Origin of the sequence: Pseudomonas kitaguniensis (assembly GCF_009296165.1) — a bacterium.
Lineage (GTDB): Bacteria > Pseudomonadota > Gammaproteobacteria > Pseudomonadales > Pseudomonadaceae > Aquipseudomonas > Aquipseudomonas kitaguniensis.
In genome coordinates this window covers 138,224-151,570 of sequence record NZ_VUAZ01000003.1, presented here as the reverse complement: position 1 = coordinate 151,570, position 13,347 = coordinate 138,224, and the positions used below count along the sequence as shown (strand labels likewise).

Annotated in this window: 13 protein-coding genes; all 13 read left to right on the top strand. The window is 45.2% G+C overall.

From position 1 onward, the window contains the following. Positions 1-145: 145 nt before the first annotated feature. The 13 genes from F0169_RS01060 to F0169_RS01000 all read left to right on the top strand — a co-directional run bounded on the left by F0169_RS01060 (position 146) and on the right by F0169_RS01000 (position 13,232). A complete protein-coding gene (locus F0169_RS01060; protein WP_152745184.1) occupies positions 146-1,132 on the top strand; it encodes an SEL1-like repeat protein in 987 nt (328 codons plus the stop codon). Positions 1,133-1,147: 15 nt separating this feature from the next. Continuing rightward, positions 1,148-4,195: an N-acetylmuramidase domain-containing protein gene (locus F0169_RS01055; protein WP_152745183.1), complete on the top strand. Its 3,048-nt coding sequence runs from the start codon at positions 1,148-1,150 to the stop codon at positions 4,193-4,195. Next, positions 4,195-4,926: an SH3 domain-containing protein gene (locus tag F0169_RS01050; RefSeq protein WP_152745182.1), complete on the top strand. Its 732-nt coding sequence runs from the start codon at positions 4,195-4,197 to the stop codon at positions 4,924-4,926. The genes F0169_RS01055 and F0169_RS01050 overlap by 1 nt, the downstream gene beginning before the upstream one ends. 233 nt (positions 4,927-5,159) lie before the next feature. Continuing rightward, the gene (locus F0169_RS01045; protein WP_143505305.1) at positions 5,160-5,444 is read left to right on the top strand and encodes a hypothetical protein; all 285 of its coding nucleotides are present in this window, start codon (positions 5,160-5,162) and stop codon (positions 5,442-5,444) included. 2 nt (positions 5,445-5,446) lie between these two features. Next, on the top strand, positions 5,447-6,196 hold the full coding sequence (locus F0169_RS01040; protein WP_143505303.1) for a hypothetical protein: 750 nt from the start codon (positions 5,447-5,449) through the stop codon (positions 6,194-6,196). A gap of 191 nt (positions 6,197-6,387) precedes the next feature. After that, a complete protein-coding gene (locus F0169_RS01035; protein WP_152745181.1) occupies positions 6,388-6,849 on the top strand; it encodes a hypothetical protein in 462 nt (153 codons plus the stop codon). Positions 6,850-7,211: 362 nt separating this feature from the next. Beyond that, complete coding sequence (locus F0169_RS01030; protein ID WP_152745180.1) at positions 7,212-7,628, top strand: hypothetical protein; 417 nt, start codon at positions 7,212-7,214, stop codon at positions 7,626-7,628. Positions 7,629-8,092: 464 nt separating this feature from the next. Then, entirely contained in the window at positions 8,093-8,890 is a 798-nt protein-coding gene (locus tag F0169_RS01025) for a hypothetical protein (RefSeq protein ID WP_152745179.1), read from the top strand. A 425-nt stretch (positions 8,891-9,315) separates the two neighbouring features. Beyond that, positions 9,316-9,495: a hypothetical protein gene (locus tag F0169_RS01020; protein ID WP_152745178.1), complete on the top strand. Its 180-nt coding sequence runs from the start codon at positions 9,316-9,318 to the stop codon at positions 9,493-9,495. A 221-nt stretch (positions 9,496-9,716) separates the two neighbouring features. Further along, a complete protein-coding gene (locus F0169_RS01015) occupies positions 9,717-10,703 on the top strand; it encodes an SEL1-like repeat protein (protein WP_099235290.1) in 987 nt (328 codons plus the stop codon). 133 nt (positions 10,704-10,836) lie between these two features. Then, positions 10,837-11,685 carry a tetratricopeptide repeat protein gene (locus tag F0169_RS01010; RefSeq protein ID WP_152745177.1) on the top strand — a complete coding sequence of 283 codons (849 nt, stop codon included), beginning with the start codon at positions 10,837-10,839 and terminating at the stop codon, positions 11,683-11,685. Between the two features lie 169 nt (positions 11,686-11,854). Further along, positions 11,855-12,370 (top strand): hypothetical protein, encoded by a 516-nt coding sequence (locus F0169_RS01005; RefSeq protein ID WP_241679026.1) that lies wholly within the window; start codon positions 11,855-11,857, stop codon positions 12,368-12,370. Positions 12,371-12,461: 91 nt separating this feature from the next. Next, positions 12,462-13,232 carry a hypothetical protein gene (locus tag F0169_RS01000; protein WP_152745176.1) on the top strand — a complete coding sequence of 257 codons (771 nt, stop codon included), beginning with the start codon at positions 12,462-12,464 and terminating at the stop codon, positions 13,230-13,232. The last annotated feature ends 115 nt before the right edge of the window (positions 13,233-13,347 follow it).

The window sequence follows — 13,347 nt, the reverse complement described above, 5'->3', positions numbered from 1 at the left end:
GGGATAGGGATTAAGCCACCGCTGTTGCCGGGGGCTGCGGATCAGGATAAGGCGGGGAGTTTGATGGATCAGGCGTTGATGAATACGCCGCCTGAGAAGGTTAAACCGAAAGCTTTTTTTGTGTTTTCTGAGTGATGATTTGGTTATGAAAAAGAACAATAGATTACGGCTTTTTTGCCTTAAAGGGTTGGTTGTACTGGCCTGTGGGTTGAGTTCAGAGGCTTTTGCAGCGGAGTGTCCAAGCGACGATTTTGCAACGTTCGTGAAAGCATTTTCGGCCACTTCCGAAGTGCGCCACGCTTTTACTGCATCCCCAGTGCTGAAGCTGGAGGTTGCTGCTGATGGAAGAAATCCCAAAGTAATACAGAAAGAAATCACGGCACTGGGCGCAGATGAGTTGAATGTGTTTTCTTCGAAGTCTGATCTAATCCTACAGTTGAAGTTACCGAACAGGTTGATTGCACGGGACCAGCAAGGTGCAGTTCTGAAAATATTTACCTTCACGCACACTGATTGCTGGGTGCTTAATCGCGTTGAAGATTGGTCTCTCGAAACGGTATTGGATGCTCAGAACCAGACCACTTTATTGTCTGCGGATGAGCGTGCATTGCGTAGAGGAGCCATGTTTAACGATTTAGGCATTCAGGCGCAGTCAGATTCTTCAGCTCAGTTGTACGAGGCGGCCTTGGACAGCTACCTTGATGGTGCACAAAAAGGCTCAGCGGAAGCGGCATTTGCCGCAGCCAGCATCAGCCTTTCAGGGCAGGCGCCGCAGTTACCAACGCCCAAGATCTACGACCTTTTGATCGCTGCATCAAACAAGATTGCTGATGCGGGTATCGCGTTAGCTGAGTTCTATTGTGATGAAGGGGAGTACGACAAATCGCGTTCCTGTATCAATCCGCAAAAGTCAGTTGCTTCCCTAGAACGTGCCGCGCGCCTGGGATCAGCGGGTGCGCTGGTTCAACTGGGCGAGTCTTATGAAACAGGCAAGCTGGCTCCAAAAGATCTGCCTCGAGCTATGGCGTGTTATCAGGATGTTGAAAAAAGCGAGCGTGAGATCGGCGCTCGCGCCGTGGCACGCCTAGTAACGCAAGGCGTTGCTGCCAGCAGCTCAATTCATTGTCTTTAAAGCAGGAAGCTTCCTATGAGCACAGGACTACTCGAGCAACGAGCAAACTACCCACGCAGCCAATATGAGTACGGCTTAGGCGGGCACGGTACGGCAGACGCAGATAACAACGGACGCAAAGAAATCGATTGTTCGAATTTGCTGAATCGAATGCTGCGGGATGCGGGTTATGACATTCCCTATAAAACGACAGCTCAGTTAGCTACCGATACAACTTATTTTGATGTCATACCGCTAGCCGATGTCGATGTTAATGGTGGGGACATCGCATTGTGGGTGACCAGAGGGCACACCGGGGTCGTTGAAGATCTAGACGCGAATCGGGTAAAAGGCAATTTTTTTGGGTCCCAAACGTCGACGGGGCCGAAATCTGCTAAGTTTGGCCTTAATAGTAATTACTGGCCGATGCCGGATAAATTTCTTCGCCCTAAGGCACAGTACAGAACGGGGGGACAGCCAACTCCTGCGCCTGCAGCACCAGCCCCTGCGCCTGCGCCTGCCGGTCCTGCGCCGCTGATGACTTTTCAGTACCCCATCAGGAAGGCCGACGGTAAACAGTTCACTGATGCAGAGGAGATTTACCAGGCCCTGGGAGCGGAGACATCTGGGCACTACCTCTTGGGCAGTAATAAGTTCTGGCACGGCGGAATCCACATCACCGACACCAGCGCCCCTCAGTGCGTGCTGAATGAACCGGTGCGCTGCATGGCCGACGGCGAAGTGGTTGCCTACCGCCTTAACGACGATTATCTGGAGTCGACGTTTGGAGATAACGAGAAAAAACTCAAATACTCTAACTCCTTCTGTCTAGTGCGGCACGAGTACAAGTCCGTACCTAACCCCGACGAAGGGCCGAATAAAGGCAAGCAAAATACGCTGAATTTTTACAGCTTCTATATGCATCTGTTGCCGTATCAGCGTTACCCATTAGCTGAAACTGAAAGACCCACCCCCAAAGTCACCATGACGGTAAACGACTTCAAGGCCTACGACGTGTTCCCCGAAGCAAACGGAACCCCATCTCCAGGGAAACTATCGACGGGCACCAAGCTTGAGATTCTCGAGCAGAAAGACGTCGGTAACGTCACCTATGCAAGGGGGAAAATTCTCTCCGGCAGTGTGAAGAACGTTAACCGCAAAGTCCGAGAGGCCGGTGCTGTAGTTTGGTTCGCCTACCTGAAGAACGGCGCGCCTTACCAAAACTCGGAGCCCAAGAATATCTGGACAGCCGACAAAATTGTTGAGCGCCAGCGCCCCAATTACTGGCAAGGTAAGGTCAAGGCCACAGTTGTCAACAAACTCGACTTATATGCCGATCCAGCTTCGCCACAAAACGGTCAGCCCGCAGGGGCCAAGCTGGGCAACCTGCAGCTTATTACCGGCAGCGTTGTTGAGTTCGACAGCAAGGATGTGCTGAATCTAACGGTTAATGGTGTTACACGCCGAATGGCCAAATGCACTAAAATCAGTGGCGATCTGGCGGGTGCAGGAACCGCACCGTCCAGTTTTTGGGCCTGTGTCGAAAATCAGCGTGATTACCGCATTCTCGATTGGACTTCTTTAACACCTACCAGCTTCAACACCGTTGAGACGGCCAGCACCGGCATCAAAGCGGGTGACCCGATCGGTTATCTCGGGTTCACCGAAAATATCACCAGCGAAGAGGGTGGTGTCAACAGCAAGCACCAGGTCCACGTGGAGATTTTTACCGCCGAAGCAAGCGTCAAAGATTTCCTCAAAAACGTCGCGGGCTTGAAATCCGGCAAGCAGTATCTGCACCTTGCGGTAGGGGCTGGACTCAAGAAAAAAGCCCCGGCTACGGATGTGACCCCTCTCAAGAACCAGCATGCGGTCGATTTGAGTAAGGCTCCAGTTATCAAGGAAGGCACTGAAGATTGGTATGAAGTGAGTGTGATTGAGAATGGCCAGCCGGTGAGCGGCCTGATCAAAAAAACAGAAGCGGAAATCGTCACTCAGCATGATTGGGAGAAACTGGGCTTCCAGATTGTTGAGGAGTGCAATGCCGCAGCGGATGGCTTCCTCGACCCAGAGGACACGCCACAGTTTTTCAAAGACCTCTTTGCGAAGATCGATACCAATCACAACGGTGAGGTCGATGCGGGCGAACTCGCGGAGGCACTGAAAAATGCGGAGACGCGGGATCAGTGGAGCAAGCTGATTGCACACCATCCGACTGAGTGGAAAGACAAGGCCGATGCGCCTAAGTGGAGCAAGTTGGATCAATTGTTGGAGGGTTCGCCTAAGACGTTGAAGCACGAAAAAGAACGAATAGATGAAATGGTATTTTGGGATGACTTGACCGGTGGAGCAGCAATTGGAAACGGCATAGGTGTAATAACGCACTTTCATCCAGTAGCAATCATTAGTAACTTATTGCCAAGTAATAGATGCTTCTGTTTCGAGCAAGGAATCGTCAACTCACCCTGCCAGGTAGGTTTTCGTGACGTAACTAAGGAGCACTTCGAGCTACTAGCTACGCAGCTCGGGGTCGAAAGGGAAGTGCTTCGCGCCATCGCTGTTGCCGAAACGGGTGATAAAGTACCGTTTAAGGAGTTCGTCGCAGGAAAACAGCATGCTGCAATACTTTACGAGCGTCACTATATGTACCGTTTTCTTAAAGTCAAAGGCTACACAAGCCAACAGTTGGATGACTTGTCTACGACTGAACCAAAAATAGTCCATGTCTACCAATCCGGTTATTCATATGGTACCGAACAAGCACAATATGAGAGATTGCTGCGGGCCCGTGAGCTAGATAAAGATTCTGCGAGCAAGGCATGTTCCTGGGGTAAGTTTCAGGTTATGGGGGAATATTATTCCCAATTGTATGAAAGTGTTGACGAACTAGTAGAGGCACAAAACTACTGCGCACTTCAACACCTGCAATACTTTAAGGTTTTTCTCACTAAAGAAAAAAATATGTTGGAACCGATGAAGAACAAAAACTGGCTAACAATTGCGAAGAAATATAATGGTGCCAATCAAGTTGGCTACGATACAAGAATTTCTAATGCTTATACAAAGCTTAAGGCGGAGTGGTAATGAAGATTTCAAATGTTTTTTTTGCCTTTTTTCTATTTTACGGTGTTGCTCATGCTGCGGAGAACTGCAGCACGGTAATTCCATCGGGTGCCCATCTATTTAAACAGTATAATTTAGGGGCGGAATTCGCGTGCCTTTACCAGTATTCAAAATTCCCTACTGACGCTGTGCTTGATTTTTATAAAGGCGAAACAGATCATGGTGTTTTGATAGGTTCAAACCATAGGTTGATAAGTCTCGAAGATATTGAAGATAATTCGAATATCCCTGATATAAATATGCTAGATAGCGGTTCTTATCAGATTTTATGGAGTTATCCTAATGGCGTAGATGAGTTAGTACTTTCCCGGTCGACAGGAAATATTTTATTTAATAGTGCTAGTAAGGAGTTACGGCTTCCCTCAGCCGATGTCGCAAAAGCAGTGGCTTCTATAGTTCTGGTTAATTACGTGATTCATCCAAACTCGTTAGAATTTTCAGAAATCAATAGCGCCGATATCTTTGATGGAGCAGCTTTAAAACTTAAAGGCATCGGCGCGGTTGCTAAAATTAATGTGGAGAAGGCTTTTTTGTATTCTGATCCATCAGAGTCTGCCAGGATTAAAAGTTATCTGGTGAAAGGGGATGAGGTTAATCTCTTAGAGTATAAGTCAGGGTTCTTAAAAATTTCTTATAATATGAAAAGCGGAAAAGCGTTGATCAGGTGGATTGAACTGTCTTCCATAATTTGAAGTTTTTGGAAAGCATGGGGATGATTCGTGTCTGGTTGTTGATTTTCACCAAGGTAATTAATCGGAATTTTCAAAACTACAATCCGGGACGGTGAGGACCAATAGATTTAGAAAGTTAAAATCTCTAAAAGCCTTATATATTGCTATATAAGGCAGAGTGCGCTTGAATTTAACGTCATGTATACCGTAAATCCTGGCTTTAAATATCGAGGTCGTGGATTAGTTAATTTGACTTGAAAAAGGCACCAAAAAGCCAAAAAAATTTTGGAGTCGACTTTGTAAATTATCCAGATGAAGCCGCCGGGTTTGAAAATTCCACACCCATTATGATTTGGGGGATGGAGGAGGGAATATTTACAGGTGGAAAGCTGAGTACTTATGTTAATAATACGACCAGAGATTATGAAGGTGCTCGCAATGTTATTAATGGCGTAGATCAAAAGGCTCTAATTGCAAGCTATGCAAAAAAATTTGAATCTATATTAAAAGCCACATCTAACACGCCGGAGACGAAATAATTATGAATCTAAAAAAAGTACGTATAGCCATAACAGTGCTCACGTTTTCATTTGCCGGTCACTCGCTGGCAGAAAAATCGGCGATTACTCAAAAAGATATATACTCGGTCGATGATAAAACAAACAGTTTAAATATTACCTGGCCAGGTGGTAGCAAATCAGTCGCGCATATTGTTGGAACTGAGGGTGAAAATACAAGGGCGCTTATTGATTTTAATGGCGGTAAAGCTCTGTTTTATGAAAACTTGGCATCGCGTTCGGCTTTTCGAACGTACTTCACACTGGTTAGGCAAGGCAGAGAAATCCTTATAGACTGTATTTATTCCGACGTTAGAAACGACCAAAATGGTGTGCTAATCAACAAAGCGGTGTGTGGTTTAAAAAAGCCATTGGTAGAAGATTATGAAGATTTAGCATATACGTTTACCGATGAGTGGAAAAAAACCGCCGATGCTGTAGTTATAGATCCGCTATTGAGCAATCCGGTATCTATACTAAATGTGGATGAGGCAGATTTTGGTGCCACTAAACTTAGGAGAGTTTATGATTCCCTGGAAGATTTGAGCTCTTCAGTGCCTGAAACATTAATCGACCAGAAGACAAAAAAACACTTGTTTGGCCTAAATCCGGTTTTTTCTGTGTATCAAGCCAATGCTTTGAATGATGCCGTATATTTAGATGTGTCGTCAGATAATATTGCTAATAAATTTAGTCGTTATGATAAAGCGTCTTTAAGCGATTTGCTTCGATAAAACTTCTTCGTCCTACATAAGTGTATTTTGCGGGTAATACGTTAACTTGGAGGCTCGCCAATGCGGGCCTGACCAATTTAACAGCTAAACAAGCTACACGTTCAACCGCTAGTATCAGGTGTCAGATTTAAGAATAAAAATATTTAAGCTTGGGTGTCCTATTTTTTGTAAGATGGTTTGGAGTACATGCCATGAATCTATTATCAGTTTTTAAATTTTTTATTGCGTTTTCTTTTGATGCGATCATTAGCATTGCAAGCGCATCAGATTTTTTAGTGATGAAGCGAGATGTAACCGGGGATGGAAATCCAGATACAATAAAACTTGTAGATAAAGGTGGTCAATTTTACACGTTGAGTGTCATTTCAAATAGCAGAGAAATTTTGCGTAATGAAGAACTGGTTCCTAATAGCATTAAAAACAAAGGTGGTTTGGAGATTTTTCAAGGATTATCAGTCGCAGATAATAACATCTCGTTGCGATATCGGTTCTGCAGCCCGTCAAGTAGCGTTTGCTATGATAGAAGTATCATCGCGTTTTTCAAGGATGAACAGTTTTTACTGTTAAGTGAAGAGGTTGTAGCGTCTGCGGATGAGATTTCATTATCTAATACATTTTATCAAAAAAGAAAAAAGTGCCATTTAGCTCCGTAACGTATCAGTCGCTGGTTGAGAATAACGACAAAGCAGAAGCCGCTTATAGCAGCGTGTTCGGCGCTTGCGTGGCTGGCTTGGGAGGCGACGCTCTAACAAAAATCTCAGAGGAGCTTGAGAAGAACTCACCAGGCGATTGGGTTATGAGAAAAGGGTGCGTTACACCTGCTCTCGTTTTTAATTTAGAAACTCAAAAGTATTTGTCACATAAAGCCGCTATGAGGTACTTGTCGGTAGCTGAACAACACAGGTCTGAGTAGGATTCATGTCTGGATATAAAGTCTGGTTTATTAAATGTGAAAAGGCTTGATTTGGCGTAATGTGCCTGAAGATCTATTTAATAGACATGCTGCTTATTTGAGGTGATTCATGAAGTTTTCTCGCATTTTCCCCATCTTTTTAATATTTCAATCGGTGGCGCAGTCGCAGGTATTCCAGAGTTGGGTGCTGTCTCACAGGTAGGAACGGGTCGTATAGGCGATAATGTTGTTAGGTATGTAAAAACGTTCAATGATAGCTGTCTTGTGGTGCAGGTGCTTAGTGCCGAGAACTACTGGGCTGTATTATCGACGTCAAACGTTTGCTCATTTGAAGGTAAGAAATTTGATTTTGATTTTTCGGATGTTGGTTTTGACGATATTTCCGTAAAAGAGGATGGTATTCATTTTATTTTAAGCTTAACTCCCCTTCGGCCAATTGGTGAACAGCGTAGAAACTGCGTGATACCGATTGCCTCCGCGTCCATCAAAAAACTCAGCTGCTCCGAAGCTGATAGATAGCCATTTTACTTTGGCAGGATTTGATGAATGAGGCCTGGCAGTGTTTATTCCCTGATCAAAAATCACGCAAATTTCTTTAGTTTTGAAAGATAGAGGGTCGAGGAAGTATATTCGCGAATACCACAGCAAGCTACAAACATATGGTTGGCGGTCTTTAAAGGAAACATAATCGGTGAATATTAAGTGTTAGCTCAAGGGGCTAGTGTCTCATCAATCTGTGTGCTAAGAAAAACGGCAAAAAGCTTTCGTTTTATACGACTGTAAATGTAGTATCTTCGTCAGGGCGAGAATGTGAGTGGTAGGCCTGCTGTGCGGTTGTTTCGCTGGTAGTGGGTATCATATGAATATCCTAGGTGGCATTGCGTAGTAGCTGTGAAAAGCCAGATCGATACAATGGCCAGTTGTTTTACTCCTTTCTGAAGAGCGGAATGGCGTTCAGTTTTTAAAATTAAAGAGGTCGTTAGATGAGGACTTTTTCAGCGTGTTTTATAATTGGGCTTATAATTTCGGCTCCAGTCCGCGCCCACTTTGAACAAGTAACTATTCCGCCGCAGACGGAACGAAATGTAACGGGCGACTGTATAGGTGGTGATGACTCAGTTCAAGTTCGTGGTGGTGTAGTCAGTATAATAAATAGTATGAATGAAACGTATCTACTAAATTTTGATAAGCAATCTGGCGAGCTTTTGGGGTATTTCGGAGCTGCCGGTAATCCGAAAGTTTGCGTACTTACGCTGAAATATGGGGAAAGCGACGTGAATGAGAGTTATTCTTTGTTTGTCTATGACGTGGGGTTGGGCAAATTTAAAACCTCAAGGGTGAAAACCGTTACTAATCCCGACTTTATTAATGGCGGAATTTTCAGTGATTATACTGATGGTCCGTTTAGGCGCAGGGAAAAGTTGTGCTATTCCGATAAGATCAAAGATTATTATAAGTGCGAAAATTCAGAAGAATTTTCGGAGCAACTGGAAAGGCGACAGATGTGTACTGAATCATCATGCTCTGAGCCGCAGATTCTAAAGCAAAGTACAAGTAACGTTGTGGAAGCGACTGTTTCCGAAGACAAAGTTTACTTTTTAGAAAAAAACATAGATGGCGGTTTTGACCAAAAAAAAGCTTATCTCTTGAAGGGAGATAAAATAGTTCTTAATGACTATTATGAAAGCGGGGAAGGTCTGTATTATCAGGTGACTTATATTGGAAAGGTTATCACCAAAGGATGGGTTCGAGATAGTTCGATTGTAGTTGGAAATAATTAAGTTTATTTAAAGTTTTTTTCGCGGTTCGCTTGGCCACGCGCACTGGTCGCGTCCCCCATCGAGCTGACGACTTTGAAAAATGACGAACTTACTCGATGCCACCTATAAACCTGAAGAGGTTGGGCGCGGCCTTGGCCTGGCCCAAGCTGTTTGCTGACGCACTCACGTCAGGAGCTCTTTAGTCATCGCACCGTCGAGCGCCACTGCGCCGACTATCACCAAGCGGAAGGCTGGGGCAACCAGACCATGCCCACCACTGGGCGCTTCCTGGAACTTTCCGACCTGGGTGGAACGATTTGTGGTTGTTACTCCAACATTGCGAAGACTTGGCCAACGACAAAACCAACTGCTGGCTATGCATCTCAAGCTGCTGATCAGGCGACCGCTATGGCATCACCATCCCGCGTATCGGTAAGGAGGTGCTATTGATCTTCCTTGAAGGCGACCGGCGAATCGTTGATCGGCAAGCACCTTTATTACAAAGAAAACCACGTACTTTAGGCGTGAATAGGGAGAAAACATCGAATACGGCAATGAAATCCTCGTCGGTAACAAACGCGACGACACTGTTGAAAGAAACCTACAACGAGCTGAAAGCTGAATAACCCGGCACCACGCATGCCCACCAAAAAGTTGAAGTGCGCATGGACGAATACTTGACCGTTGCGCAAAATCGGCATGTGAAACTGGGCACGGCGCAACGCGTGATCACACGGGACCGAGATTCAGCTGAACGCTTGGGAGAGGATCGTCATCGAAGCCAGGATGAAAACGATGATGAAAGACGGCGCCGAAGATTTTTCTTGTTGTCTGAGGGATGATTGGTATGAAAATGGACATTAGGTTTTGGCTTTTCAGTGTCAGAGTGTTGGTGCTGCTGGCATGCGGATCGGGTTCAGTAGCTGTTGCAGCGAGCTGCCCAAGTGATGACTTCGCGGCGTTTGTGAAAGAATTTTCAGCCACACCCGAAGTGCGCCAGGCTTTTAGCGCATCGCCATTGCTGAAGCTGGAGGTCGCCGCTGATGGAAGCAAACCCAGAGTGATACAGAAAAAAATAACGTCTCTGGACGCGGACGAGTTGAATCTATTTTCCTTGAAGTCTGGTTTGATCGTTCAGGTTAAGTTACCGAACAGGCTCATTGCACGAGACCAGCAAGGTTCAGTTTTGAAAATACTCACCTTCAAGCACAGTGATTGCTGGGTGGTTAATCGCCTTGAGGATTGGTCTCTCGAAACGGTGCTGGATGCTCAGGCGCAGGCCTCCGCACTGCCGGCAGATGAGCGTGCATTGCGCAGAGGAGCGATGTTTAACGATTTAGGCATTTATGTGCAGTCAGACTCTTCAGCTCAGTTGTACGAGGCCGCCTTGGACAGTTACCTTGATGGCGCACAAAAAGGATCGGCTGAAGCGGCATTCCCTGCGGCCAGCATAAGCCTTTCAGGGCAGGCGCCGCAGTTAGCCACGCCCAGGATCTACGACCTTTTGATCACTGCCTCAAACAGGATTGCTGACGCGGGTGTCGCATTAGCTGAGTTTTATTGTGATGAGGGGGAGTACGACAAGTCGCGCGCTTGTATCAATCCGCAAAAGTCACTCGCTTCCCTTGAAGGTGCTGCGAGACAGGGCTCAGCAAGCGCGCTGATTCAGTTGGGTGAGTCTTATGAGACAGGTAAGCTGGTTTCGAGAGATCTGCCTCGAGCGATGGCGTGTTATCTGGATGTTGAGAAGAGCCAACGTGAGATCGGCGCACGCGCCGTGGCACGCTTGGCGATGCAAGGCGTTGCTGCTAACAGCGCAATTCAGTGTCTTTAAAGCAGGAAGCTTCCGATGAGCACAGGACTACTCGAGCAACGAGCAAAATACCCGCGCAGCCAGAATGAGTACGGCTTAGGCGGACACGGTACGCCAGATACCCGTGGTGATAACGTTAAGACGGAACTTTAAATTGAAAAGTTCTAAGATTTTCGGCTTCAAATATGCTGTTGTATTGTCATGCTTTAGCAGCATGGTTTTCGCTGACGGCCTCGACCTCGTTGGAGCGAATGGTGCTAAGTTAAAGTTTAGTGGGTGGCGTGCTGAAAGTTCAGTTTGGCAGCAAGTCAGCTACGAAAATTCCAATACTCGCTTTTCTATTTACGATCCTTTTCTGAGTAACGATATAGGCGTTGGCGCAGGCATAAGTTCGGACGCACTTGCACCTGATAGAAGCTTAGTCGTTTTGCAACGATCGGTTTTCGGGGTGCTAAATGATGGTGAGCAAATTAGCACAACAGAAAAAAATTATTGCGATATGATTTCTCTCCAGTCCGGATGTGTATTGCTTACTCTACCTGCGCAATTTTGTTCAGGAAGTTGGAAGGTTGGAGAGTGGATCACTGATGCCGGAGAAATAGTTAAACCCGAACTCGAAATAATATCGCCGCAAGATTTAGTCAAAGCAGTTATTGACATTGCTGATAAAACGTCTCGGAAAGAAGCGATTAAGTCAGAGATGTTTATGGGCGCTCAATCCTATATGGCCTGCTTCCCGCAAAAGCAAAATATCTCGGCGTTAAACGACATAGGATTTTACTTGGCAAACGAGGGGGAGCATGTTATTGCGATGCGAATTTACAAGAAACTGTTAGATATTGCCCCGAGTAGGATCCCGCTAAAACTGAATACCGCCGACTCGCTGTGGGCGCTGGGTAAACGAAATGAAGCCAAGTTATATTATGCTGAGTATCGCGATGCAATGATGCAAAACGGTAACAGGGCGAAAATACCCAAGCGCGTTGAGTCGAGAGCTGAATGAACTGCGAGAAAAAGCCTGGAAATAGCTGATGAGGCTTCTTAAAAGGATCGCAACATGTAGATGGATTTACATCATTTAATTGTTATTATAAATGTAGGGTGGGGGGAGTGTTTGTCTACCTTTTGAGTATAACGATTTTTATAAAAGGGTCTTTATAATGCGGCATTATATGGTTTTAATCGCTTTGGTTTTATTTTTTGTTGGCGAGTCAGTAAAAGCTGATGAGCGATATTTGCAAGGTCGACTCATTCAAGGCCCCTATAAGACAGCGGTAGTTGATGGGGGGGAATTATCTGTTCTAGAAACCGGCGATGAAGAATTCCCCGTCTCGTTAGTCTTGGATGTGATAGGTGCAGATGGCGTCAAGACGAGGCAGTTGGTAGATAAATACGATGTGGCCGGGTCTAGCCCGAAGGTCGAGTCAATATTTTTCTATCCCGTGAAGGGTAAAATCAATGTTTTAACGTTGGTATCTTGGGAGTTAACAAGCAGAGGCGATGGGACGTACGGCACACTTTATCAAGTCTTCGGCTATTATAAAAAATCTAACAACACACTGTCTGCGAACAAGTTAATTGAGTTTGATGGGCGGCTTGGTGGTATTGAAGGTTTTCAAAGTGGGGTGCCGCAGAGTTTTAAGTATAAAAATGCAGCAGCGATAAAGGCCTATTTAAAAGCTCAGTAATTATGTGTGAGCCAAAGCATTTCGGGCGTTAGGTATCGCGCCAATCTCGATCACCATCGACCACTGAATTTGGATTGTATTCGGAGATAGTATGAACGTCATTAAGCCCGCGGTGTTGTTGGTGTTGAATTTTTTTGCGATGGGCGCTTTTGCATGCGATTTTCCTAAAGAGCGAGCTTATGAGCCGATTCCTATCAAAGGAGGCGCAATAATTTTTGATTTTGCACCTATCGAAAATGAATCGGTAGATAAAAATCAGACATCTGAATTAGGAATTGATATAAATTTTTTAAGTTGCTCCGATGGTTCCAGGAAAACAATTGGCCAATTACCCTATTTGGCTGAGACAGGAAAAGTCAGAGACGCGTTCCTCTATAAAACTGATGGCGGAAGCACCAACGATTTATTTGTGATTCATAGCGTTGAAATTCGTTCTGATACCGGAGTCAGATACTCAGGGGAATATTACACGATAAGCATTTATAAAAATGACGGGGATAGGTATGTATATGATGAAGGTTTATCGAGATATTTTGGTAATGGTTCAGATATTTTAGCGGAAAATTATGAGGACTTAATATATACGTTCCCGTACAAGAGCAAGGTGTCTATTTTGAAAAAACTAAACTCGGAGTCCTATAGAAAATGGCGTTCAGGCGACCCGGTGAATCTGGTCATAAACAAAAAAACGCTACTCTATAGATCTCCAGTCTTAACAGAGGTGACGAGTATGTATCTAGTGCCAGGGGATCTCGTTTCTCAGGAAACTGTCGAGAGCGGGTGGTTATCTATTGTATATAAAACGTTGAAAGGTAAGTATATTAATGGCTGGATTCAATGCGCAAACGCCAACGGCTGTTAAATGCTGTCGCTAACCGCTAAATCGCATGCGTACTATAGAGATATGCCGCAAAGCCTGTGATAGCTTAATAATAAAAATACAATTCCCGCTAGAGAAATACCTGAACTTTAAAAAA